We start from the raw sequence: 26,714 nt of genomic DNA, 5'->3' as shown, positions 1-26,714 counted from the left end.
GCACAGCGGCGCACGCGGCGCCCGTCAGGCGAGCGCGCGGATCGCCTCGACGGTCCGGTCCACGCTGAGGGTTCCGTTCGCGCAGTCGTGCAGCAGGGCCGCCACCCGTTCGTCCCGGTACTCGCCCAAGGGCGCGGGTGGGGCGTCGGGCGCCGCTGGTGGGGCCTGCGGCACCGCGGTTCGGGCGACGTCGTCGCGGGTCAGGAGGTAGTCCGCCAGGGCGGCGCAGGAGCGGTGCTGGAAGATGACGTCCGGCTTGACCGCGACGTCGAACACCTTCCCGGCCCGGCGGGCCAGGCGCACGTAGATGATGGAGTTCAGGCCGAGCTGCCGGAACGACGCGTCCTCGTCGAAGCCCAGCGCCTCGTCACCGATCTCCGGCTGGAGGATCTCGCGCCTGATCCGCTCGATCAGGTCGCGGCGCGGGTCGGGCGCGGCCTCTCGCGCGGTGGTGATCCGGTCGATGAGCGAGGTGAGCACCTTCGACTCGCCCAGTTCCGTGAAGTCCGACACGCCCGCGTCCCGCAGATACCGGATGGAGTCGCTCCAGCGGACGGGCCGGGCGATCTGTTCGGCGAGCAGGTCCCGGACCTCCCGCGCATCGGGGCCGAACGGCCGTCCGGTCACGTTGGAGACGACCGGTGTGCGCAGTCGGCCCACGTCGACCGCGGCCAGCACGGAGCGGAAGCGCTCGGCGGCCGGGGCCATCGCCGGCGCGTGGAAGGGTCCGCTGACGCGGACCGGAACGAAGCCCCGGACTCCCTCCATCTTCTCGAAGACGGGCCTGAGCCGGGCCAGTTCTTCGCGGCTGCCGGCGAGCACGAACTGCTCGGGCGCGTTGTGGTTGGCGATGACGACGCCGTTGGCACCGTGCCGTTCCAGGGTCTCCTCGACGATCTGCTCGGAGACGCCGACGATCGCGGCCATGGCACCGCCGCTGATCCGGCTCATCAGTTCCGCGCGGCTCCGCACCAGCGCCAGGCCGGTTGCGAAGTCGAAGGCGCCGGCCGCGTACAGCGCGCTGTACTCGCCGAGGCTGTGGCCCGCGAAGAAGTCGGCGGCCGGGAGGTCCTCCTGCGCCGCGGCCCAGTGCAGCGCGTTGACCACGTAGATCGCGGGCTGCGCGTAGGCGGTCTCCGACAGCCGGCGTTCCGGGTTCTCCAGGCAGAGTTCCTCGATCGGGTATCCGAGCACCCGGTCGGCGCGGCGCCGGAGGTCGGGGAACCGGGTGAACAGGCTCCGCCCCATCCCCTTCTTCTGGGTGCCCTGTCCCGGGAAGACGTAGCAGCGCATCAGATCCGCCCGCCCCCGAGGCCGAGTCCGCCCGGCTGCGCCGGCCACCGGGGGATCTCGGTGATCCGGACCACGGCGCACGTCCAGGTGAAGCCGGCGCCGACGCCGAGCAGCATGACGAGGTCGCCGGCGTCGACGGCGCGCTCCTCCACGAGGTGGTTCAGTCCGGCGATCTGGTCGCCCGCGCCGAGGTGGCCGACGGTGCGGCCCCAGGACCAGGTGGTGAGATCGAGGTCGATGTCGAGTGCGGCGAGGACCTCGCGCTGCAGCACGATGCGTCCGAAGTGCGGGACGACGAACCGGGCGATGTCGCCCGGGCGGGTGTCCGCGTCGCGCAGGGCCCGGTCGACGCAGTCGCGGAGGCCGGCCCGGAAGCGGCGGGTGAACTCGTCGAGCTCCACGTCTCCCAGGTACTGCAGTTTGCGCAGCCGCAGGTCGATGGGGAGCGTGGGGTCGTGGTGGGGTGTGAAGGGCGCGTCGCCGCGGTGCAGGCGCTCCAGGGTGGGGTCCGACACCGTGGAGGTGCTCAGCACCTGGGCGAAGCCGGACCTCTTGCTGAGCACCATCGCCGACGCACCGTCGCCGGGGACGATGCCGATGTCGCTGTTCCAGCGGTCGATGGCCGGCGGACTCACCTTGTCGGCGGTGGTCACCAGCGCCGCGACGTCGTCGGTGGCCGCGAGGGAGCGGGCCGCCAGGTCCAGCGCGGTCATGCAGCCGTTGGAAGCGTTCTTGACCTCGAAGGCGAGCGCCGAATGGTCCCCGAGCACTTCGCGGTGGATGTAGGAGGCCGTCGGGTAGAGCTCCAGGCCTTGGAAGTACACACAGGCGTGCAGCAGCAGCGCGATGTCCTCGGCCCGGTGGCCCGACCTTTCCAGGGCGTCCCTGGCCGCGGCCACCGCCATCTCGGGCGGTGCTTCGTCCGTGGCCTCGCAGACCGACTCGAGCTGCGTGTCCTCGGCGTCCTGGGCGTCGAACCGGCCTTCGAGGACGGCTTGTTCGACCTTGGTCGCCGGAGGCAGGCAGGTCGCGGTACCCGCGATGAACAGGGCCTCTGTCTTCACTTCTCGTTCCCTCTCGGAGCGGTGGTGTCGTGGATCAGGAGTCCGGCGATGGCCTGGGCGGTCGGGTAGTCGAACACCAGGGTGGCGGGCAGGGTGGTGTTCAGCCGCTTGGCGAGGCGCTTGCGCAACTGGACCATGGTGAGCGAGTCGATCCCCAGGGAACGCAGTGCCCGGTCGGCCGGCACGCTGTCGGGTCCGGGCAGGCCGAGCACGTCGGCGGCTTCGCTGCGGACGAGCTCCAGCAGCAGAGCCGGTCGTTCGGCCTCGGAGGCGCCCGCCATCCGCGCGTCGAGCGACGGCGCGGTCCCGGTGGCTTCGGCACGGGGCCCTTCGGTCGTGCGCCGCAGCATGTCGCGCAGCAGCGGGGGCGCTTCCGCGTCGCCGAGCGCGTGCCGCAGCGACCCCAGCTCCAGGTGGACGGGCAGCAGCTGGGTCTCGGGCCGCGCCAGGGCGACATCCAGGGCGTTCAGTCCCTCGGCCAGGGTCAGGGCGCCGATCCCCTGACGCCGCAGGCGGCCCAGTTCGCCCTTGCCGAGGTGGGCGGTCATGCCCACTCCGGCCTGTTCCCAGAGCCCGAAGGCGAGGCTGAGTCCGGCCTGGCCGCGCTTGCGCCGGTTGGCCGCCAGGGCGTCCAGCGTCGCGTTGGCCGCCGCGTACCCGCTCTGTCCCGCGGTGCCCAGCGTTCCGGCGGCCGAGGAGAAGAGGACGAACGCGGCCAGGTCCAGCCGCTCGGTCAACTCGTCGAGCAGGCGCGCGCCCTGGACCTTGGGCGCCATGACCCGGTGCAGCCGCTCCGCGGTGAAGCCCTCCACCAGGCCGTCGTCGAGCACGCCGGCGAGGTGGAACACGGCCGTGAGGGGATGGCCCGGGTCGATCCCGTCCAGTACCGCGGCCACCGCGGCCCGGTCCGCCACATCGCCGGCGACCAGGTCCACCCGCTCGGCGCCCGCGGCTTCGAGCTTTCGCGCGAACGAGCCGGCTTCGGGAGCGTTGCCACCGCGCCGCGACAGCAGGACGAGCCGCCGCGCTCCGTGCGCCCGGACCAGGTGGGCGGCGAGCGCGCCGCCCAGCTCACCGAGGCCGCCGGTGATCAGCACCGTGCCGTCCGGGTCGAGGGCGCGTGGCAGGGTCAGTACGGTCTTCCGCGCGGCGTTCCGCTGCGCGTGGCGCAGGGCGTACGGCGCGTCGCGTACGTCGAAGGCGGTGAACGCCCCCTTGTCCTGCGGCGCTGCGGAGGCGGACGGGCCGGCGGCCGCCTGGGCGAAGGTGAGGTGCGCGGGCATCGGCCCGAGGCCGGCGCCCGCCACGCGGATCTCCTTGCCGAGCGCGGTCGCCGCACGGCCCATGACCCGGTCACCGGCCTGTACGGAGGTGACGTCGCCGCCGACCTCGATGACGGTTCCCGTGAACTCCAGGGCCTGTGCCCGCTCCGGGCTCATGGCGGCGGCCCGTACCTCGACGCGGACGTCCGACGGCGCGAGCGGCTCCGGCTCGCCCCCGCCGTGCGTGGCGGCGGTGACGGCGGGCCGGCCGTCCTCCCGCCGGTGCAGGTGCCAGCCGCCTTCGCCGGGCAGGACGAGCGCGTCGGTCTGCTCGACGGTCGGCCTTGCCCGTGGGACGTGGGCGGTCCCGCCGCGCAGTACGCACTCCGGCTCGCCGCCGGTCCCGATCACGCGGGCCAGGAGCGGCAGGTCCGGGGTACCGGGATCGAGGTCGATCAGGCGCAGGGCGCGCTCCGGTTGCTCCGTGCGGGCCGTGCGTACCATGCCCCACACCGCGGCATGGGACCAGTTCCCCACCTGGTCGTCGGGGCTCGACGACACCGCGTCCCGGGTGATCCAGACCAGCTCCGTGTTCTGGAGCCGGGCGTCACCGAGGCACAGCTGGAGCGTCCGCAGCGTTTCGGCGGCGCTCCGTTCCGCGTCGTCCTCCTGGGCGGACGGGCGGTCGGGCCGTGCGAACAGCAGCTGCCGAGGCGTATCCGCCCGGTCGTCGAGCCGCTTCACGAGGGCGTCGAGGTCGGGTACGACGTCGGCGCCGAGCCCCGCGCCCAGTTCCGCGTCGCCGACCACCAGGATGCCCGCGGAGTCGGGGGTCTCGGCCCGGGGGTGTACGGGTGCGAAGGCGACGCGGTAGAGGTGCTCGGCGAACGGGTGTCCGCGACGTCGGCCCGGCTGGAACTTCAGCCCGCCGATCCGGGCCACCGGCCGGCCTGCCGGGTCGGCCAGCCACACGGTGGCCGGTGCGAGGTCCTCGTCCCCTCCGGGCTCGTACGACACGCGCACGGCCAGTTCTCTGCCCCCGGCACGGAACAGCTCGACGTCCGACCAGATGAACGGGACGAGCGGCCCGGGAGCCGCGCCCTCCTCCATCAGACCGGCGACGACGACCTGGAGTGCCGCGTCGAACAGCGACGGATGCAGGCCGTGGCCGCCCGGATCCAGCGCGCCGGGAAGGGACACCCGCGCGTAGTAGAGGCCGTCGCGGCGGGAGAGTTCGCGCAGTCCCCGGAACGCCGGGCCGTAGGCGAGCCCGTTGGCGAGGGCGCGTTCGTAGAAGGCTTCGACGTCGAGGGCGCGGGCGTCGGGCACCGGCCAGTCGTGGAGGTCCGGCGGCACCGTGGCGTCGGCGCCCGCGCGGGTCACGCACTCCCCGGTCACGTGCTGCTGCCAGACCAGCGGATCGTCCGTGTCCTCGGGCTGGGTGTGCAGGGCGAAGGGGCGTCGTCCGTGCGGGTCCGGATCGCCGACGGTGGCCTGGATCCGCAGCGTGCGGCCCGGCAGGAGGACGACCGGCTCCAGCAGCGTCAGGTCGGTCAGGGCGTCGGCGCCCGCGGTCCGGGCTGCTGACAGCGCGGCGTCGATCAGGCCGGCGCCCGGCACGTAGACCTGCCCACCGACGACGTGATCGGCCAGCCACGGGCTGTCGTCGAGCGACAGCCGGCCGGTGAACAGGTGGCCGCCGCCGCCCGCGAGGGTCGTGATCGCGTCGAACCACGGGTGGCCCACCGTGGATCGACGCTCCGTCACCGCGGCGGGACCGGAGGGAAGCTCGCCGAGCCAGAAGCGCCGGCGTTGGAACGCGTACGTCGGGATGTCCACCTTGCGGGCGCCACGGGACCCGAGAACCCGCTCCCAGTCCAGCGGGAAGCCCCGCTCGAACAAGGTGGCGGCCGCGCGCCAGAGCTGGTCCACGCCGCCCGAACCTCCCTGAGGGGGCGGGCCGATCTCGACGAAGGCTCCGAAGCCCTCGCCGCGCAGCCGCTCCAGCGCGCGGTCGAGGGTCTTGGACTCCGGCTCCGGCAGATCGCGGAGCCAGTAGGCGCCGCCGAGTTCCGGGCCCGGTACGGCCTCGCCCGTCGGACGCGCGTGGAAGGGGATGGACGTGCGGGCAGCCACCATCCCCGCGATCGCGCCGTCGACCGCGTCCCCCGAGCGCGCGCGGGCTCGCAGGGCGACGACGCGGGCGCCGTCCGCCAGGCTCAACGCCCCGCTCACCACGGCGGCGGCGACCTCGCCGTGCGCGTCGCCCACCACCGCCGCGGGCTCCACGCCCCAGCCGCGCCACAGCGCCGCGAGTCCGAGGCAGGTCGCGAACAGCGTGCACGGCAGCACCTCCGGACCGTTCCGGTCCTCCTCGCCGCGCAACACCTTCAGCACGGACCAGCCGGTCAACGGCGCGAGGACGGCGTCGCACACCGCCACGGCGTCGCGGAACACCTCGCTCTGCTCCAGCAGTGGACGGCACGTCCCGGGCGGCCGCGCGTCATGGCCGCCGAAGACGAAGGCGACCTTCCCCGGTGCCGTGCCGGGAACGGGCTCGACCGAACGCAGGGCTGCCGCGGCCTGCGCGGCGTCGGCCGCGAAGACCACGGCGCGGGCGTCGAGGTGCGTACGGCCGACGGCGGAGGTGTGGGCGATGTCGCGCATCGACGCGGCGGGCCCGGCGTCGAGCCACTCGGCCCAGTGCCGGGCCTGCGCGCGCAGAGCGGCCTCGTCGGTGCCCGAGACCACCAGCGGGTGGACGAGAACGTCGTCGCCGGGCCGGTCCTCGACGGCGGTCTGCGGTGCTTCCTCGATGATGACGTGCGTGTTCGTGCCGCTGATGCCGAAGGAGCTGATGCCGGCGCGACGCACCCGCCGTGTCCGCGGCCACGGTCTCGGCTGCCGCAGGAGCTCGAGTTCCCCGCCGCTCCAGTCGATCCGGGTGTTCGGCTTCTCCGCGTGGAGGGTGCGGGGCAGCCACTCGTGCTGGAGCGCCATCACCATCTTGATGACGCCGATGACACCGGAGGCCGCCTGGGCGTGGCCGATGTTGGACTTGGCCGAGCCCAGGTGCAAGGGCCGCACGCGGCCCGAGAACACCGCGGCGAGGGCGCCGGTCTCGATGGGGTCACCGAGCACGGTGCCCGTGGCGTGCGCCTCGACGGCGTCGATGTCGGCCGGGGTCAGCCCCCCGTCGGCCAGGGCTTCGCGCAGCACGCGCTGCTGCGCGAGGCCGTTCGGCGCGGTGAGGCCCTGGCTGCGGCCGTCCTGGTTCATGGCGGTGCCCCGCACGAGGGCCAGAACACGGTCACCGTCGCGCCTCGCGTCCGAGAGCCGCTTGAGCACGAGCACGCCGCAGCCCTCCGCCCAGCTCGTGCCGTCGGCGTCGTCGGCGAAACTCTTGCAGCGCCCGTCGGCCGCGAGCCCGTTGAGACGGCTGAACTCGACGAAGATCTGCGGGGTGCTCATCACGGTCACCCCGCCGGCGAGCGCCAGGTCGCACGCGCCGCTGCGCAGCGCCTCGCACGCCAGGCGCAGCGCCACGAGCGACGAGCTGCACGCGGTGTCGACGGTGAGCGCCGGCCCGGACAGGCCGAGGGTGTAGGAGACCCGGCCGGAGATCAGGCTCGATCCGTTGCCCGTGATCTTGTAGCCGTCGCTGCTCCCGACGTCCCAGCGCCGGGCGACGTCGTAGTCCGAACTCATCGCGCCGAGATAGACGCCGGTGTTGCTGCCCGCGAGCGACGCGGTGCGCAGGTGGGCCCGCTCGACCGCCTCCCACACGACTTCCAGAACGAGCCGCTGCTGCGGGTCCAGGGACAGCGCCTCCTTCGGGCTGAGCCCGAAGAACCCGGCGTCGAAGTCCTCCACGTCGCGCACGAAGCCGCCCCTGCGCTCGAAGCGCCGGCCGGTGGCGGCGCGCTCCGCCTCCTCGATCGTGCTGAGATCCCACCCGTCCCAGCGGCTCGGGAACGGGGAGGAGGCTTCGCCGCCGTCGACGAGCAGTTCCCAGAACGCTTCGGGCGTGTCGATGCCGTCCGGAAGCCGGCAGGCCATGGACACGATCGCGACGGGATCGTCGTCGTCGGGCGGCTCGGGCGCCGCGACGAGGGCGGGCGCGGCTTCCGGGGTCTCGTACCGCACGTCGACGTGGGTCAGCAGCAGGCTCGCGATCGCTTGCGGTGTGGGGTAGTCGAAGGCGAGCACGGTGGGAAGGGGGACCCGGGTCCGTGCGCCGATCCGGTTGCGCAGCTCGACCACCATGAGGGAGTCGAGACCCTGTTCGCGCAGCGTCAGGTCGGGGCTCACCCCTTCGGCGGGCCGGCCGAGCAGGGCCGCCGCCTCCTCCGTGACGAGGGTGACCAGCGATCCCAGCCGCTCGGCTTCGGGGAGCGCCAGTACGTCCTCGCGCCACGCGGCGCCGTTCACGGCCGGGACGACGTCGTCGTGCTCGTCCAGCCAGTAGCCGCGGTGGTCGAACGCGTACGTCGGAAGGTCGGCCCTGCGCGGGTCCGGGTTCGGCAGGACGCGCTGCCACGGGATCGGGACACCGTGGGCGTGCAGCTCCGCCGGCGCCCGCAACGCCTGCTCGATCCCGCCGTGATCGCGGCGCAGGCTGCCCACCACGACGGCGCTCCCGTCGGCCTCGGTGCCCTGCGCCAGGGCTATCTGGAGGACCGGGTGCGGACTCACCTCGACGAAGGTCCCGAACCCGTCCGCCCGCAGGCGTTCCAGCGCGCGGTCGAACCGCACCGGCTCGCGCAGGTTGCGGCACCAGTAGTCCCCGTCGAGCTCGGACCCGTCCGCCCGCTCCCCCGTGACGCTCGAGTAGAAGGCGATCCCGGGCTCCACGGGTGCGAGGCCGGTGAGCCGCTCGCGCAGGGCGGGCAGCAGCACATCCATGTGCGGGCTGTGCGAGGCGTAGTCCACGTCCACCCGCTGGCAGTACGCGCCGGTGGCCTCCATCCCCGCGAGGAAGCGGTCCAACGCGTCGGCGTCCCCGGCCACGACGGTGGAGCGCGCGGTGTTCACCACCGCGACGGACAGCGCGTCGCCGTAGGCCGCCAGCTCCTCCACGACCTCGCCCACCGGGCGTTCCACGAGCCCCATCGCCCCGTCCGGGGCGTGGTCCTGCACGGCCCGGGCGCGCGACGCCACGACACGAGCGCCGTCCGCCAGGCTCAACGCCCCGCTGACGACCGCCGCGGCCACCTCGCCCTGGCTGTGGCCGACGACCGCGGCGGGCTCGACGCCCCAGGCGCGCCACATGGCGGCGAGACCCACGTACATCGCGAACAGCGCCGGCTGGACCACGTCCGTACGCGTGAAGGAAGGCGCGAGAGCGTCCTCGCCCCGCACGACCGCGGCCACCGAGAACCCGGTGTGCGGGGCAAGTGCCTCGTCGCAGGCCGTCACGGCCTCGCGGAACGCGTCGTTCTGCTCCCACAGCGACCGGCCCATCCCCCACCACTGGGCGCCCTGGCCGGGGAAGACGAACGCGACGCGGCCACGGTCGGCAGCGGTGCCCGTCACCACCGCGCCGTGGCTCTCTTCCGCGGCCAGCGCCCGCAGGCCGGCCACCGCCTCGTCCGTCGTGCCGGCGATCACGACGCCGCGGGCGGGGTGCTGCGTGCGGGTCGTCGCCAGCGAGTGGGCGACGTCGGACAGGCTCGCCCCGGTGGACCGCCCGAGGTGGTTCGCCAGCCGCGCGGCGTTGCGCGCGAGGGCGTGCGGGCCGGTGCCGGACACCGTCAGGCAGACCGGACCGTCCGCTTGCGGTGCGGTCGGCACCGGTGCGCTCCCGGGCGCCTCGCCGAGGGCGACATGCGCGTTGGTGCCGCCGTACCCGAAGCTGCTCACCCCCGCGAACCGCGGCCCGGCCGGCCACGCGGTCGCCTCGGTGACCACGTCCAGACGTTCGGCGGAGAAGTCGATGCGCGGGTTCGGTGTGCGGAAGTGGAGGCTCGGCGGGATGACGCCGTGGTGCACCGCCAGCGCGGCCTTGACGAGCCCGAGCACGCCGGCCGCGGGTTCCAGGTGGCCGAAGTTCGTCTTCACCGAGCCGATGCGCAGCGGCGCGGGCCGGTCGGGCCCGAACACGGTGCCGAGCGCGCCCGCCTCCGTCACGTCGCCCAGGGGCGTGCCGGTGCCGTGCGCCTCGACGTACGACACCGCGTGCGGCGCGACGCCGGCGTTCTCCCACGCCGCCCGCAGCACCTCCGTCTGCGCCTCGTGGCCGGGGGCGGTCAGTCCGTCGGTCGCGCCGTCATTGTTGACGGCGCTGCCGTGCACCAGCGCGTAGACGCGGTCGCCGTCGGCGAGCGCGTCGGAGAGCCGGCGCAGCACGACCACCGCGCAGCCCTCGCCCCGGGCGTACCCGTCGCCGTCGCCGTCGAAGGCCCGGCTCAGGCCGGCGGGGCTCTGCGTGCCGAGTTTCGTCATGGCCACCGAGGTGTTCGGATGCAGCATCAGATTGACGCCGCCGGCGAGGGCGAAGTCCGACTCGCCGGAGCGCAGGCTCTGTACGGCCAGGTGCACCGCCACCAGGGAGGAGCTCGAAGCGGTCGCCACGCCCATCGCGGGGCCGCGCAGCCCGAGCGCGTAGGCGATGCGGGAGGGAATCACCGAGTTGTCCCAGCCGATGGCCGAGTGGGCGTGGATCGCTTCGGCGGCGCCCTGTGTGAACAGCGGGTACTCCTGCCACATCGCCCCCATGAAGACGCCGGTGCGTGTGCCCCCGAGGCCGGCCGGGGAACGCCGCGCGTCCTCGACGGCGGCGTACGCCACCTCCAGGGCGATCCGCTGCTGCGGGTCCATCTGCCGGGCCTCGGCCGGTGGGATGCCGAAGTGCTCCGCGTCGAATCGCATGACGTCGTCGAGGAATCCGCCCCTGCGGTTCGCCGCCCGGCCGGATGCCTCCGCTTCGGCCCATGCGGAGGCGTTCCAGCGGTTGGCGGGCACCTGACGCACCGCGTCGACACCCGTGAGCAGAGCCTGCCAGAGCTGGTTCGGGTCCTCGACGGCTGCCGGCAGCCGGCAGCCGATGCCGACGATGGCCACCGGCTCGTGGCGGCCGTGGGTCCGGGCGGCGGTCTGGTCAGCCACGGGAGGCTCCGATCTCGTCGGACGCGTAGAGCGCCAGGCAGGTCTCCTCGATCGCGGCGAGCGGCTCCGCGTCGTTCAGGATCGTCATGTGGTTCGCGGCCTCGATCTCCACGAGGCGAAGGTCCGGCATCTCGCGCCCCCAGTCCTGCTGGTAGTTCACGTGGTCGAGGGAGAAGGTCTCGCCGGCGACCTGGAAGTAGGGTTCGGCCTCGCCGAGGAAGAGCCCGCGCCGGTTGCGGAAGTAGGTGCACACCACGGCTCTTGGCCGCGGCAGCGGCCTGATGGTGTGCTCGCCGAGCCGGTAGGCGAGCTGGATGGCCATGTTCCGTCTGGTGAACCGCGCGATCTGGGCGGGTCTCATGGCGAGCCCGCGTCCGGCCGCCAGCTCCGCGAGCCGCAGGACGAACGCGTCCTCGTCCAGGTCCTCCTCCGCGACCTCGTCCCGGTGGACGAGACGGGCGCGCAGGACCGCCGGGTCCTTCTCCCCGGCCGGCCAGAGCAGGGAGTTGACGACCTGGAGAGCCGCGCTCCGTGCTGACTGGAACCCGTTCGCGTTCGACTTCGCCAGGCCGGTCTCGTCCGGCGAGTCCACCATCGTCAGCGAGGCCACCTCCTGGCCCCGCGCCTGCAACAGCCGGGTCACCTCGTAGGCGATGATGCCGCCGAGGCAGAATCCGCCGACGTCGTACGGCCCTTCGGGCTGCACCGAGCGGATGGCCTCGGTGTAGTGCTCGGCCATCGCCGTGACGCCCTCGATCGGCGCGTCCTCGGTGAGCAGGCCACGGGCCTGGATGCCGTAGAACGGGCGGTCGACGCGCTCGGCGATCGTGCGGTAGGACTCGACGCCGGCCAGGGCGCCGTGGATCCAGAACACCGGCCTGCCCGCGGTCGCCCCGTTGAGGCGCACCAGCTCCGGGGCCGGACCGCGCGGGGAGCGCGCCGCCGCCTCGGGCAGCCTCGCGACCACCTCGTCCAACGTGTCGTGCGGCTGCCACCATTCGGGCCGGAAGCCCGGGAACACCTGGCCGATCCGGCCCAGCATCGCGACGAGGAGCAGGGAGTTGAGACCGTAGTCGGCGAGCGATCTCGTGCCGTCGATCTCGTGGCGCTCCAGGCCCAGCACCGAGGCGACGAGGTCGGCGACGAAGGCTTCGCCGTCCGGAGGGCCGACGCCCGTGTGCGGGTCGCCGTCCAGCGGCGTGTGCTCGGTGCCCGGTCCCGGCGCCTGCTCGGCGAAACACGTCAGACGGGCGAAGGGGTAGCCGGGCAGGGCGATCCGCCGGCGTCGGACGCCGCGGTGCACCTGGTCCCAGTCGGTGAAGGTGCCCGCGACCCAGTGTTCCGCCAGGTCGTCGAGTCGCGTGGGCGTCCCGGCGTGCCCGGCGCCCGCGGCCGGCTCGACGCCGTCGGCGTACGCCACACGGGCGAGGGTGTCCGGGTCGCCGTCGAGCCAGCCGCCCAGCAGGCGGGCGGCCTCGTCGGTGCTCCGCGCGACGAACGCCAGCCGGCAGCTCATCGCCTCCCGGCCGATCTGCAGGGTGTACGCGATGTCCGCCCAGGAGCGCGGATCCGCTCCGGCGAGCCGGTGGAGCAGGCGGCGGGCCCGCTCGCGCAGAGCGTCGGCGCCCCGCGCCGAGAGCACGAGGACCTGCGCGCCCTGGTCGTCGTCCGGGTGCTCGGGGGCGGTGTGCCGCTCCAGCACGACATGCGCGTTCACGCCGCCGATCCCGAAGCTGTGCAGGGCCGCGCGGCGCGGCAGCGGCCGGCCGACGTCGTCGGTCCGCCCGGGCCAGGGCAGGTTGCGTTCGGCGACGCGCAGCCTCGTCCCCTTGAGGGAGAGGTCGCGGTGCAGTTCCTCGAAGCCGGGGATCGCCGGGATCACGCCGTGCCGCATCGCCTGTGCGGTCTTCACCAGCGCGGCCAGCCCGGAGACCACCTCCGTGTGCCCGATGCAGGGCTTCACGTTGCCCAGGTACGTCACGTCCTCGCTGCCGTCCTCGCGGAACCCGGCGCCGAGCGCCGCCAGCTCCGCGCTGTCCGCCAGCGTCGAGCTCATGCCGTGGGTCTCGATGTACTCGACGGAGCCCGGATCGATCGCGGCGTCCGCGTAGGCGTGCGCGACGGCCGTCTTCATGCCCCTGATGTTCGGTGCCGTGAAGGACACCCCCCTGCCGCCGTGGGCCACGCCGGTGCCGCGCACGACGCAGTGGACGAAGTCCCCGTCCTCCAGGGCCCGGCGCAGCGGCTTGATCAGTACGGCGGCGACGCCCTCGCTGCGCGCCGTACCGTCGGCGCCCTGCTGGAACGGCCGGACGTCGCCGCGCGGGCTGAGCATCCCCGCGGCCCGCATCCCGCCGAAGCCCGCGGGCGACATCACCAGGTTCACCCCGCCGACGATCGCCTGCTCGCACTCGCCGTCGCGGATGGACCGGATCGCGCGGTGCAGGGCCACGAAGGAGGACGAGCAGGTCGTGTCGCACTGCTCGCTGGGGCCGTCGAGGTCGAGCAGGTACGAGATCCGGTTGGGCACCATCGCGGGCGAGGGCAGGCTCATCAGATCCGTGGCCGCGGGCCGGTACTCGCTCTGCGTCGTGGCGACGAACACGCCCGTGGGCCGGTTCCGCAGCTCGGCCGGCCGGTAGCCCGCGTCCTCGACGGCGTTCCACGCTGTCATCAGTAAGAGGCGCAGCTCCGGCGTCACCTGGCGCGCCTCGGTCATCGACATGCGGAAGAAAAGCGGGTCGAATTCGTGCACCCCGTCGAGGAATCCGCCCCGCAGATCGGCCGCCCCGTCGCCGTGGACCGCCCAGTCCGCACGCTTCTGGGGCGGTGCGGTGATGCTCCGCCGGCCTTCCTCGACGTTCCGCCAGAACGCGTCGACGTCGTCGGCCCCGGGGAAGCGGGCGGACATGCCGACGATCGCCATGCCGTCGAGCGCCGGTCCGTCGGGCTCCGGCCGAGGCGGCACGGGGCCGGGTGTCCGGTCCGGTGCCGCGGGCTCCGGCGGAAGCACGTCCCGCAGTTCCTCGGCGTACTCGGAGACGATGAATCCGCCCAGTTCGGCGAGGGTGTTGTGCTCGAACAGCACCGTGATGTCGAGGTCGAGGCCCAGCGTCGCGCCGAGGGTACGGGCCACGTTCACCGCGAAGATCGAATCGAGCCCGTAGTTCGAGAAGGGCTCGTCCCGGCCGATCCTCGTCCGCGGGATGTCCAGCGCCTCCGCCAGCACGTCGAGCGCGACCGCCTCGATGTGGGCGGGCAGCCGGTCTCCGGGTTCGCCCCCGGCGCCGTGACCGGCGGCGGCCCGCGGCGGACTCTCGCGCACCGGCGTCGCCTGCGGCGGGGACGGGCGCGGTGCGGCCGTCGCCCGCCGTACGACGCCGTCGCTCTCGGCCACGATGATCTGCTGTCCCAGGTCCTCGGCTTCCCGCGCGGGCAGGGCGATCGCGTGGAACCCCTCCCGTGTCAGGACGTGCCGCCAACCGGCCGTCGAGAGCAGGGGGCTGCCCTGGACACGCAGGTGCGGGTCCTCGTACCGCCACCATCCGTCGAGGAGGCCGAACGAGAACTGGCTGAGCAGGTTGTTGGCGGTCAGCTCGTTGAGGACCAGCAGTCCGCCGGGCCGGAGGAGCGCCTTGGCGTTGCGCAGGGTGTGGCGGATGTCCCGGGTGGCGTGCAGGACGTTGGCGGCGACCACGGCGTCGTACGCGCCGGGGGTGAGTCCCTGCTCCGCCACCGGCCGCTCGATGTCCAGGATTCCGTAGGTCAGCCAGGGGTTCTCGGCGCCGAACGCATGCTCCGCGTGGTTCAGGAAGGCCCTCGACAGATCGGTGTAGCGGTACTCGCGCACATCGATGCGCGCGGACCGCAGCGCCTCCAGGACGACGGCGCTGGTGGCACCCGTGCCGGCGCCGATCTCCAGGATCCGCGCGGGATCCGCGGTCCGGTCCTGTGAGCGCCGTCGCAGCCGCGCCACCAGGTCGGCGGCCAGCACCTGGTTGAAGTAGGCCGACGCCGGGTTGGTCGCGTAGGCGTTCTGCACCAGGTCCAGCGAGCCTCCGGGGAAGAGGACCTCGGTGGCCGGTCGCCGTCCGCTGAGGATGTCGGGGAAGGCCCGCAGGGTGGTCTCCACCAGTTCGTGGGTGGCCGCGAGGTCGGGGTTCTCCCGCCATACGGGCTTCTCCCTCTCCCACTCGCGCCACAGTTCATCGATCGGCCGGCCCCGCGCGGTGTCGTCGAGCAGGATCCTGCCGTCCCGTCGTTCGAGGCGGCCCGCCGCCTCGAAGACGCGCAGGCATTCGTCGAACCAGGCGCCGTAGCCCGGCGCGAGGCCCGCCGACTCCCGTGCGGCCTCCGGGGTCTGCCCGGAGGCGCGGAACGCGCCGAGCGTGCGCAGGTGGGACCAGAGGAAGTCGAGCAGCAGCTGTTTCATGACCAGTCCCTTCGAAGGCGCGATCAGATCGTGAGCGCGGTCAGCTCTGCGGAGCGGGCGCGTATCCGCTCCAGTTCGCCGCCCGACGCCAGCGCGGGTTGCGGGGCTTCGGCGGTGACGGCGTCCGGCGGCACGGCCGTGGGGAGGACGACTTCGTCGTCGCCCAGGACGATGCCCCGGTTGTTGAGCGCGGGGCTGAACTTCATCAGCGTCAGCCCCCCGACCGGTCCCGCGCACAGCCGTTCGATCGCCGCTGTCAGCTCGTCCGGCTGGATGAGCGGCGCCTGCGCTCCGACCACCGCGCCCCGCTCTCCCTCGGCGGGTGCGTTGTTGAAGCAGTAGCCCAGGTTCAGCACCTTGCCGGCCGTGCCGTGGCGGCGTCGCACCGTCCGTGCGAACGAATCCAGGAAGGTACAGGCGGCGGCGTAGTCCGCCTGCTTGATGGCTTTGAGGTAGGAGTTGATCGAGGACAGGAACAGGGCGAAATCGAGCGATTCACCGCCGAACACCTGCATGCACCGGACACTCGCGTCGACCTTTCCGCGCAGCACGTCCTCGAACTGCGCCTCGCTCATCCGGGCCAGGCTCGCCCCCGCGAACACGAGGCCCGAGTGGATGACGCCGTGCACCGCGCCGAACCGCCGTACGGTCTCGTCCTTCGCCGCGCGCAGCGAGGCGAGGTCGGTGGCGTCGCACCGCAGGTACAGCGGCGCGGGGCCGTCCGGGCCGGACGCCCGCGCGATGGCGGCCTCGACTCGCGCGTCCCGCGGCCTGCGTCCGAGCCACACCACCTGGGCGCGGTAGCGGCGGATCAGGTACTCGCTGATGACCGTACCGAGGGCGCCCGCCCCGCCGATGATGACGTAACAGCCGCCCTGCCGGAGCCGGGACGGCGTCGGCGAGGCGGGTGAGGGCGGCTGAACGGTCATCAGCCGCTGCCCGTGCCACCGTCCGTCGCGGTGGACGCGGAGGTTGCCGTCCGGGTCCGCGGGCAGGTCGAGCACCGCGGCGAGTGAGGGCGCGTCGTAGGCCTCGACGTCCGCCGCCCGCACCCGCCAGTGCGGGTACTCCTTCGCGGTCGACCCGGCCAGGCCCGCGACACCGGCGTGCGCCGGGTCGACGGCCTCGGCCTCATGGGCGGCGTGCGCGCGCTCGGTGACCAGGGTCAGCCCCAGGGGGCGATCGCCGTACCCCGCGGCCAGCAGCGCCTTCACCGTGCGGAACGCGTGCAGCGGTCCTGCGGCCTGTGCCTCGACGACGCTTTCGGCGGACCGGTCGTCCACGGCGCCGGGCGCCACCCAGATCAGCTGGTCGAGTTCCGGGACCGCCCGGAGGGACGTCTCCAGGTCGTCCCGCGTGCCCTGCGACGGGTCAGCGACCACGTGTGCGCCCGGCAGGCGCGCGAGGAGGGCGTCCCGTGCCGGCCCCGGGGGTGCGATGACGCCCACCGAGTCGGAACTCCGCGGCAACGCCCCGGACCGGTCGGGCGGCAGGGGATCCCACACCGGCAGCAGCGTGGTGACGGCGTCCGCCGGGTCCGGTGCCGGCTCGGCCCCACGTTCCGCGGAGCCGTCCGCCGGGTCCGCCGTCTGCTCGGTCCGGCCCGCGATGCCGCGCAGCCGCAGGCACACCGTGCCGTCGCCGGTCGCGAGGTCGATGTCGATCCGGTCCGCGCCCCGCGTGTCCTCGGCACGGCGTATCAGGGCCCACAGGGCGGTGCCGCCGGGGGCGAGGAACTCGGCCGACTTGATGGTGAACACCAGCCCGACCCGGTCGTCGCCGTCGAGCAGTCGCATGCACTGCATCGCCGAGTCCACCAGCGCGGGATGCGGGACGAGGCCGTCCGCGGTCCCCGACGCCGCACCGGGCAGCCGCAGTTCGGCGAGGACCGCGTCGTCGCCGCGGTGCACCGCCACGACCCCCTGGAAGGTGGGACCGTACGCGATCCCGCGCTCGCGCCACTCGGCGTAGAACCGCTGGGGGTCGAATCCCGTGGAGGGCATCTCCCGCAGCAGCGCGGGCAGGTCGAGCGTCCGTGCGGCCGTCGGCCGCACGGCGGACACCTCACCCTGGCAGTGGAGTACGGGCTCGTCCCCGGCGGACTCTGTGGAGGACACCGTGAACCGGGTGGCGTCACCGTCCGCCCGGAGGTCGACCTTCAGTGCGCGCGGAGACCCCGACACCGAGAGGGGGCGCAGGAAGACGACGTCACGCAGGTGGACCGCGTCGCTCGCGGTCCGCTGCGCGGCTGCGGCGGCCCACCGGAGATACATGGCCCCCGGGGCGATCCCGGTCCCCCGCACCCGGTGTTCACGCAGGTAGAACTCGTCACCGGTGAGGACGTCCCCGCCGCCTCGGGAGCCGTCGTCCACCGCCGCACGGACCGGCAGCGCGTACCGCTCCCGCTCGAAGGGGTAGCCGGGCAGCGGGACGCGGCGGTGGCGGCCGTCGCGGAACAACGCGGCGAAGTCCGGTGCCCCGCCGTCGAGGAACTGCCGGGCGAGGGCGCCCAACCCCGCGTCCGCGCTCCGCGCCGGTGCGTCCTGCCCGGAGAGCCGGGCGGCGCACCGGCTCTCCAGATCCGCGAGGTCCCGGACCACGCTCGCCCATCGGTGCCTCAGGTGCCTGCGGCCGAGGAGGAGGGTGTGGCTCACGTCGCCGGCGTCGAGGTCCGGGTGCTCGCGGCAGTGGCGCGCGAGCCGGGCCACCTGGTCGCGCAGGGCGTGCTCCGTCGCCGCGGACAGCACGATCAGCCAGGGGCCGTCCCGCCTGCTCCGCGGCGCGGCGGGTGTCCCCGGCGGCTGCTCGATGACGGCGTGGGCGTTGGTTCCGCTCGCACCGAGCGATGTGACCGCGGCGCGCCGCCTGCCGTCCTCCGGCGCGGCCCACCGCCTCGGCTCCGTGTGTACGAAGAACGGGCTGCCGGCGAGCGTGACGCTGGAGTTCGTCTCCGTGTGGTGGGGCAGACCGGGGATCACCTCGTGCCTCATCGCCAGCAGGGTCTTGATGACGCCGATCACGCCGGCCGCGGCCTGCGCGTGGCCGATGGAGGCCTTGGTCGAGCCGAGCGAGCAGAACCGCTCGGCGTCCGTGAAGCCGCGGAACGCGCGATCGAGCGCCCGGAACTCCACCGGATCGCCGAGCCTGGTTCCGGTGCCGTGTGCTTCGACCAGGCCGATGCCCGCGGGGTCGATGCCGAAGTCCTGGTAGATCTCCCGGATCAGCCGTTCCTGCGAGGTCCCGTTCGGCGCGGCGATCCCGTTCGTCGTGCCGTTGTGGTTGATCCCGATGCCACGGATCACCCCGTGGATGTGGTCGCCGTCCGCCTCGGCGTCCGAGAGCCGCTTGAGGATCAGCGCGCCGACCCCCTCGGCGGGCACGAATCCGTCGGCCGCCTGGTCGAACGCACGGCATCGGCCCGTCGGGGAGAGCATCCCGGCGCGTGACGCCGCCAGGTACAGCCGCGGCGAGTTCTGTACGTAGACCCCGCCCGCGATCGCCGTGGTGACCTCGCCCGCCCACAGCGCCTGACACGCGAGGTAGAGGGAGACCAGCGAGCTGGAGCACGCGGTGTCGACCGCGAGCGCGGGCCCGTGCAGGTCCAGGTAGTACGCGATGCGGGAGGGCACGAGCGAGTTCATATTGCCCCACAGCGCCTGGCCCGGGTAGTCGGCCGGCCCGGTCAGATCCAGGTAGTCGCCCGCGGCGCAGCCCACGTAGATACCGCACCGGTCGCGGTCGAGCGACTCGCCCGCGTGGCCCGCGTCCTCCAGTGCCCGCCAGGCTTCCTGGAGGAACAGCCGCTGCTGCGGCTCCATGTAGACGGCCTCCGCACCGGAGATCCCGAAGAAGAGCGGGTCGAACTCGTCGACGCCGTCGAGGAGGCCGCCGTCCAGGCAGACGCTGCCCAGCGACGCGAGGTCCCAGCGGTCCACCTTCGAGACGGCGTCGTGGCCGGACGCCAGCAGGTCCCAGAACGCGTCGGTGTCCCGGGCGCCGGGGAACCGGCCGCTCATGCCGACGATCGCGACGGGCTCCCGACCGCCGCCCGACGCCCCGGACGCCGTTGACAGCTCGGGCACCGGGGACGACCGGCGGGCCGCGGACGGCTCGGGTGCCGCGGACGCGCGTGCCGCGGACCGCTCGGGCGCTGCGGAGGGCGAGGGCACCGGGGAGAGCCCGGGCGCCACGGACCGCCCTGGTGCCGCGGACGGCCCGGACAGCGCGGGCGCCTCCGGTACCGCGGGCGCCTCGGGGGCCGGGGACGCCTCGGGGTGCGCGGCCGTGAGGGCGGCGCCCTCCTCCTCGACGACGAAAGCCGTCAGCCGGGTGATCGACGGATTCTCGAACAGCACGCTCGGATCGAGGTCGGTGCCCAGCGACTCGTTGAGCCGCTGCACCAGGGAGACGCCGGTGAGCGAGTCCAGTCCGTAGTCGGCGAACGGCTTGTCGGCCGCGAGCTCGTCCGCGGTCAGCTTCAGCGTCTCGGCGAGGATCCGCTCGACGGTCGCGCGGACGTGCTCCTGGGCCGAACCGGTCGCGGCGGGCCGCGGATCCCGGCGCGGGACGGGCGAACCGGCGCGCGCCAGCAGCACCTGCTGGCCCAGGGCGCGGGCGGGCTCCGCCAGCAGTTCGACCGTGTCGAACCCGCACTCCCGCAACACCGCGCGCCACGCGTCCGAGGACAGCGCGGGACCGCCCGGGATGCGCCTTCCGTCCGTGAACCGCCACCAGCCTTCGAGGAGCCCGAAGGTCAGGTGCGACCACCAGTCGTTGCGGGCGAGCTCGTTGAGCACGAGGACTCCGCCGGGGGCCAGCAGCGCCCGGGCGTGACGCACCGCAAGCACGATGTCCCGGGTGGCGTGCAGGACGTTGTTGGCGACGACGATGTCGTAGCCGCCCGTGGTGAGTCCCTGTGAGCCCGGCTCCCGCTCGACGTCGAAGGTGGAGAAGGACACGTACGGCACACGATCGGCGAACCGCCGCTCCGCGTCGATCAGGAACGCCTTCGACACGTCCGTGTAGCGGTACTCGGCGAGGTCACGGCCCGTCAGCCGGGCGAAGACGCGTTCGCTGGTGCTGCCGGTGCCCGCGCCGATCTCCAGCAGCCGGATCCCGTCGCGGCGGGCGTCCGCCTCCGCGCGCACCGCCCCTGCCGTCACGTCGTTGAAGTAGTCGGCCGTCGCGTTCCCCCGGTACGCCGCTTCGACCAGTTCGAACGAGCCGCCCGGGAACATGACCGCCGTGGCCTTCGTCCGCCCCGTCAGGATCGCGGGCAGGGCCTCGACCATGCGCTCGGTCAGCCCGGTCTTGGCCGCCAGCTCCGGATCCTCGGCGTGGGCGTCCGTCCAGGCACGCCAGGAACGCCATGCCTGTTCGAGGCCCGGCGCACCCTCCCCGGGCGCCAGGAACCCGCCCTCGCGCACGAGCTCTCCGTGGCTCAGCAGCACCGCCACCGTATGGTCGAGCCACTGGGCGAAGGACGGCGTCACCCCCTGCCCGACCGGGTCGCGACGCGCCGGCCCGTCGAGGAGTCCCGCCGCCACGAGCTGTGCGAGCACGAGCGGGCGGGAGAGTCCGTCCATCTCGTCGGTGGCGGACGCACGACCGGACAGGAACGTCTGGACGCTCTCGGTCCCGGCCGCCGCCGCGAGCAGCGAGGCCGCGTCGAGCGGGTCGGGGCCCCGGGGCGCCGGCACGGTGCCGGGCAGGTCGGGGACGGTCGGTGCGACCGGTACCGCCCCGGCGGCCGGCCAGTACCGTTTCCCGGCGAACGGATACGTCGGCAGGCTCACGCGCACCGGCGGACGCGCGCCGTGGTGGGCACGCCAGTCGATGTCGACGCCGTTGACCCACAGGGGTGCGATCCTGTCCCACTGCCCGCGTTCGACCCATCCCGCGACCAGGTCGCGCAGCTCCCCGGGGCGGTCGAAGAGGCCGAGCAGCTGGTCCTCGGGCCGCCGGGCCGTACCTGCGAACACCGTTCCGCGCCCGCCGCGGTCGACGTGGTCCCGAAGGGCCGCGATCAGCCCGTCGACGTCGTTCGCGACGAAGACCACGCGTTCGGCCATCGCCCGCCGTCCGACCTGCAACGTGTAGGCGAGCGACGCCAGATCGCCGTGCGCGTCCCGGTATCCCGGCAGGAACTCCAGCAGCTGCCGTACGAGGACGCCGAGTTGCCCGCCGTCGCGGGCGGAGAGGATCACGGCCTGGGGGCCGGGGCGTCCGGCGGACCGCGCACCGGCGGGCGCCTGCTCCAGCACCGCGTGCACGTTGGTGCCGCCGATCCCGAAGGAGCTCAACCCGGCCCGCGCGGGCCCGTCGCCGTCCAGCGGGAGATTCCGGTCGGCCACGAAGAACGGGGACTCCTCCCAGTCGATCTCCGTGCTCGGCACGTCGCCGTGCAGGGTGCGCGGCACCTCTCCGTGCTGGAGTGCCAGGGCCACCTTGATGAGGCCGGCGATCCCCGCGGCCGCGTCCAGGTGGCCGATGTTGCTCTTGACCGAGCCGATGCCGCAGAACTGGCTGCGGTCCGTGTAGTGGCGGTACGCCTCGGTCAGCGCCGCGACCTCGATGGGATCGCCGAGCCTCGTGCCCGTGCCGTGCGCTTCGACGTAGCTGATCGTCGACGGGTCCGTGCCCGCCCTGTCCAGCGCCTTGCGGATCACATCGGCCTGGCCGCGCACACTCGGCGCGTAGAACCCCGCCTTGTCACCGCCGTCGTTGTTCACCGCGACACCGCGGATCAGGCAGTAGACGTGGTCGCCGGCGGCGATCGCCTCACCGGCGCGCTTGAGGACGACCACGCCGACCCCTTCACCGCCGGACATGCCGTCGGCGCCGTCGGCGAACGCGCGGCTGTGCCCGTCGCTGGAGAAGTTCAGACCCGGCTGGTGCACGTATCCCAGTTCCCCCGCGGAGAACAGGCTGGCCGCGCCGACGATCGCCTGGTCGGCATCGCCCGCCAGAAGTCCCCGACAGGCGACGTGCACCGCGCTCAGAGCGGAGGAGCAGTTGGTGCTCACGGCCATGCTGGGGCCGTGCAGGCCCAGCTTCGTGGAGATCATCGTGGGGACCGTGCCGCCCTGGGCGAACAGCCACGCGGCGTAGGTCTCGGAGCTCGCCAGGACCCGCGGGCCCGCGGCGTTCGCCATCAGGGCCGGAAGGAGGGCCTGGTAGAAGTTGGTGCTCGTGGACGTCGTGACGCTGGTGGCGGGGACGTCCTCCGGGCGGTAGCCGGCGTCCTCCAGGGCCTGCCACGCGTGTTGCAGCAGCAAGCGCGCCTGTGGGTCCATGAACTCGGCGTCGCGGGGGGAGATGTCGAAGAACGCCGCGTCGAACTCCGCCCTGCCGTCCACGACCGACCGCTGCGGCACGTAGCCGGTTCTGGTGATCAGCTCATCCGGCACGCCGAGCGCGCGCAGTTCCTCGACCGACCACGACGTGCCGCCGCTGCGGCCTTCCACGAGCGCGGACCAGAACGCGCGGTGGTCCCCGGCCCCCGGGAACCGGCAGGAGATGCCGATCACCGCTATCGCGTCATCGAGTGAGGCGTCGTCCGCCGCCGGAGTCGCCCGGGACGGACCGGGGCTCCGCTCGGGCTCGACCGGCCGCACCGCGGGCGCCTGCCCGGCGCGTTCGCGCCCGGCGGGGACCTGCCCGGCGGATGCGCTGCCGGCGGGGGGCGGCCCCGCCAGGTGTCGGGCCATCGTCGCGACGGACGGGTGCGCGAAGAGGCTGGTGGGCCGCAACGAGCGGCCGAACTCGCGGTTGATCCGCTCCACCGCTTCGATGGCCGCGAACGAGTCTCCGCCGATGTCGAAGAAGCCCGCGGCGCGATCGATGTCGCGGGAGCCCAGCACCTCTTCGAAGATCCCGCGCACGGTCCGCTCGATGTCGAGCCCGGCCACCGGGCCGTCGGCGGCCGGGAGCGGCACCGCCCGGGCGGTCTCGGCGAGCTTCGCCCGGTCGACCTTGCCGTGCGGCGTGAGCGGAAAGGCGTCCAGCACCACGTACGCGGCGGGCAGCATGTAGGCGGGAAGGGTTCTGGCGAGTTCCGCGTGCAGCAGCGCGGTGTCGACCGCCGCGTCCCCGCTCCCGGTGCAGTAGGCCGTCAGCCTGTCGGACAGACCGACGTGTTCGAGCAGGACGACGCTTCGGCCGATCTCGGGACGGGCATCGAGCACCGCCTCGATCTCGCCGGGTTCGATGCGGTGGCCGCGCAGTTTGACCTGGTTGTCCATCCGGCCCAGGACGACGATCTCGCCGTTCGGCAGTCGCCGCGCGCGGTCGCCGGTCCGGTACAGCCGTCCGGGGGCGAACGGGTTGTCCAGGAAGCGCTCGGCCGTCAACTCGGGCTTCCGGTGGTAGCCCAGGGCGACCCCGTCGCCTGCGATGTGCAGTTCGCCGGTCACGCCGACGGGCAGCGGGCCCAGGTTCCGGTCGAGGACGTACAGCCGGGTGTTGGCGATGGGACTGCCGATGGTCACCGGCTCCTCGGGGAGCAGCCGCTTGGCCGCCGACCAGATGGTCGTCTCCGTGGGCCCGTACAGATTCCAGGCCTCGCCGCGCGCCACGAGTTGGTCCTTCAGGCCTTCGGGCAGCGCCTCGCCGCCGCACAGCATCGTGACGCCTTCGGTGTTCTGCCATCCGACGCGCACCAGCATGGCCCAGGTCGCCGGAGTGGCCTGCATGACGGTGGGCCGCCAGTCGGCGATCCTGTCGGCCAGCAGGGTGGCATCGGCGGCCGTGGCCGAATCGGAGACGCAGACCTGACCGCCGGTGATCAGTGGGAGGTAGAGCTCCAGGGCGGCGATGTCGAAGCTGTGGGTGGTGATGGCCAACAGCCGGTCCTCGGAGGTCACGTCCAGCGTCCGCGCCATGGCCAGCAGGAAGTTGGTGAGCGCCGGGTGCGGGACGACGACGCCCTTGGGCCTGCCGGTGCTGCCCGAGGTGTAGATGATGTAGGCGGCCCGCGGCGCCGGGGCCGAAGGCGCCGGTGCGTCGGCGGTGGTGGTCTCCCCCGCCGCCCGGCCCCGGTCGGCCTGGTCGTCCTGGCGGTCCGTCGGGTACAGCCTCGCCCTCGGCATCCCCGCGGCGGCCAGCCCGTCCATCACCGCCTCGTGGCAGACGACGAGTTGCGCGCCGCTGTCCTCGATCATGTAGGAGAGGCGTTCGGCCGGCAGTCGGCTGTCCAGGGGCAGGTAGGCGGCGCCGGTTCTCATGACGGCGAGGAGAGCCGCGACCAGGTCGGTCGACCGCTCGTAGCAGACCCCGACGACGTCCCCGGGGCCGATGCCCCGACGTGTCAGCGCCTGTGCCAGCGCCGAGCTGCGGTCCGCGAGTCCGCGATAGGTGAGAGTCCGCTCCCCGCAGGTGACGGCCGGGGCGTCCGGGGTTGCCTCCGCCCGTTCCGCGAAGAGGTCCCAGCACGTTCGATGCGCGGGAAAGTCGGTCTCGGTGCGGTTCCCCGCCTCGATGACGAGGTGCCGTTCTTCCTCGTCGAGGAGGTTGAGTTCGCCCAGCGGCGCCTGCCCGTCCGCGTCGAGGATGCCGGCCACCAGGGTGGTGAAGTGCTCCGCCATGCTCGCCACGGCGTCGGCCGAGAAGGCGTCGGGGTGGTACTTCCAGTTCACCAGGAACCCGTCGCCGGGGGCCACGTCCACCGTGAGGTCGTACTCACCCAGCTGGTACAGGCCGTCGACGAGTTCGAAGTCCGCCTCGCCGGTGGCGCGAGCCCGCTCGGCCAGATGTCCTGAGAGCGCGGAATCCTGGTAGTTGTAGACGATCTGGTAGAGCGGCGACCGCGGGTTCACTCCCCGGGCGCCGAGATCGCCCACGATCCGGTGGAACGGGTAGTTCCCGTGCTCGAGCACGTCGAGCACCGTGGACCGCACCCGCAGGGCGAAGGATGTGAACGGCTCGGAGGCGTTCGGTCTGCTCCGTACGGGCAGTGTGTTGATGAAGCAGCCGACGATCGGGTCGAAGCGTTCCGTGGGGCGCCCGGCCACCGGCATCCCGATGACGAGGTCCTCGCTTCCGGTGTACCGGTGCAGCAGGGTCTGGAAGGCCGCCAGGAAGAAGATCCCCGGGCTGATCCCCTGGGAAGCGGCGAAGGCGGTGATGGCGGCGGCCCGTTCCTTCGGCAGCCGACTGGTGTACACCTCGCCCGTGTGCGGCGCGTCCGGCTCCAGGGCGACCTGCGAGGGTAACCCCGTGAGGACCTCCGCGCCGGCGAGTTCCCGCACCCAGAACTCGCGGTCCTCCTTCGCGCGTTCGCCGGCGAGCGCGTCCTGCTCCCACGCGACGAACTCACCGAACGAGGCGGATCCCCGCTCGACCGGCACGTCCCGCCCCTCGACGCGCGCCCGGTACGAGCCGAACAGCGTGTCGGTGACGAGACGCCCCGACACTCCGTCGATCACGAGGTGGTGGACGACCAGCAGAACGTACGCCTCGGACGCGGAGCGGCGCAGGACGGCCAGCCTGGTCAAGGGATCACCGGCCAGGTCGAACGGCTGCTTCGCCCGCTCCCGCAGAAGGTTCGGCACCCGGTCGGACGGCACGTCGGAGATGTCCGCCTCCTCGACGAAGAAGCCGTCCGGGTCCGCGTGGACCAGACGCGGCCCGTCGTCCGTCTCGCGGACCGTGGCCGAGAGAAGCGGATGCCGGAACAGCGTGTCGCGGAACGCGGCCTGTAGCGCCGCGGTGTCCACGTCCGCGGCCGAGAAGCACACGGGAACGTTGTACGCGTAGGTCTCCGGTTCCATCCTGGCGAGCGCCCACAGGCCGCGCTGCCCCTCGGACAGCGGGATGTCCACGCGTCTGCCGAGCTCGGCCAGGACCTCCGTCGTCGACATCTCACCGTCGGCATACATACGAGCGAGCACGCGAAGGCTCATGCCGGACCCCTTCCTGCCACCCCAGTCAGGCATGACGCCGCGTCGGAAGATCGCGTGCGCACGCAAGGACTCTGCCCGGGGCCCGCACGGAGCGGTCCCCTGTTGTCTTCGAACTCCCACTCGTGCACCCCGCCGGCCGCGACCGTCCCCCGGCCGTGGCCGGCCGTCGCGTCCCCGCACCGGGCGACGTCGCCGAGCGGTTCCCGCGGCGGCGACGGTCCCGGGTTCCGGGTACCGAAGATCGGTCGGTGCGGTGGTCGGACGTTCAGCACCTCGACCGGATTCCGCTCGATGGTGTCGAGCGGCTCGGGATGGGCCACATTTCAGCCGGGCGTTCGAGGCCTGCGCGCAGCGGCGAACAGCAGGCGCCCACGGATGTGACCGTCGGTGTCATGACAGTCAGTATGGCCCGGGGACCTTTGCGTGTTCACACGTTTGTTCCACTGTGGGACACATCACTTATACGTTTCGGCCAGCGGGAATGGTGTATTGGGCGTCGCCGCCGCACTTCGGTGAGCCCTTTCCGGCCCGACCGGTCCGGGCGCCCGGTCGGGTGCGGCAGCCGCGTCCGGCGGCGTACCGTGCCGCCGAGCAGATCAGGCGCCGCTCCGCACACGCTCCGGGGGTGAGCGGAGGACAGGGATCAACGCGTCGG

Annotated in this window: 5 protein-coding genes; all 5 read right to left on the bottom strand. The window is 73.3% G+C overall.

Translation table 11 applies throughout. The annotated features are described in order from the left end of the window. Positions 1–24: 24 nt before the first annotated feature. Genes fabD through DTB53_RS25170 form a run of 5 tightly spaced genes read right to left on the bottom strand, consistent with a single transcriptional unit; the run spans position 25 to position 26,059 of the window. Positions 25–1,293 (bottom strand): ACP S-malonyltransferase, encoded by a 1,269-nt coding sequence (fabD, locus tag DTB53_RS25190; RefSeq protein ID WP_012382209.1) that lies wholly within the window; start codon positions 1,291–1,293, stop codon positions 25–27. After that, entirely contained in the window at positions 1,293–2,357 is a 1,065-nt protein-coding gene (locus DTB53_RS25185) for a ketoacyl-ACP synthase III family protein (protein WP_003971099.1), read from the bottom strand. Before DTB53_RS25185 ends, fabD begins: the two co-directional genes overlap by 1 nt. After that, the gene (locus tag DTB53_RS25180) at positions 2,354–10,726 is read right to left on the bottom strand and encodes a type I polyketide synthase (RefSeq protein ID WP_012382208.1); all 8,373 of its coding nucleotides are present in this window, start codon (positions 10,724–10,726) and stop codon (positions 2,354–2,356) included. Before DTB53_RS25180 ends, DTB53_RS25185 begins: the two co-directional genes overlap by 4 nt. Continuing rightward, positions 10,719–15,158 carry a beta-ketoacyl synthase N-terminal-like domain-containing protein gene (locus DTB53_RS25175; RefSeq protein WP_012382207.1) on the bottom strand — a complete coding sequence of 1,480 codons (4,440 nt, stop codon included), beginning with the start codon at positions 15,156–15,158 and terminating at the stop codon, positions 10,719–10,721. Before DTB53_RS25175 ends, DTB53_RS25180 begins: the two co-directional genes overlap by 8 nt. Positions 15,159–15,181: 23 nt before the next feature. Then, positions 15,182–26,059, bottom strand: coding sequence for a non-ribosomal peptide synthetase (locus DTB53_RS25170; RefSeq protein ID WP_042497799.1), 10,878 nt, complete (start codon positions 26,057–26,059; stop codon positions 15,182–15,184). Between the last annotated feature and the right edge of the window lie 655 nt (positions 26,060–26,714).

It is taken from the genome of Streptomyces griseus (assembly GCF_900460065.1).
Lineage (GTDB): Bacteria > Actinomycetota > Actinomycetes > Streptomycetales > Streptomycetaceae > Streptomyces > Streptomyces griseus.
Note: the sequence above shows the minus strand (reverse complement) of the source record. Positions and strands in the feature narration are given on the sequence as shown.

Coding starts and splice junctions, on each gene's coding strand:
- DTB53_RS25175 (WP_012382207.1), bottom strand. CDS start 15,158: ATGAAACAGCTGCTGCTCGACTTCCTCTGGTCCCACCTGCGCACGCTC.
- fabD (WP_012382209.1), bottom strand. CDS start 1,293: ATGCGCTGCTACGTCTTCCCGGGACAGGGCACCCAGAAGAAGGGGATG.
- DTB53_RS25170 (WP_042497799.1), bottom strand. CDS start 26,059: ATGAGCCTTCGCGTGCTCGCTCGTATGTATGCCGACGGTGAGATGTCG.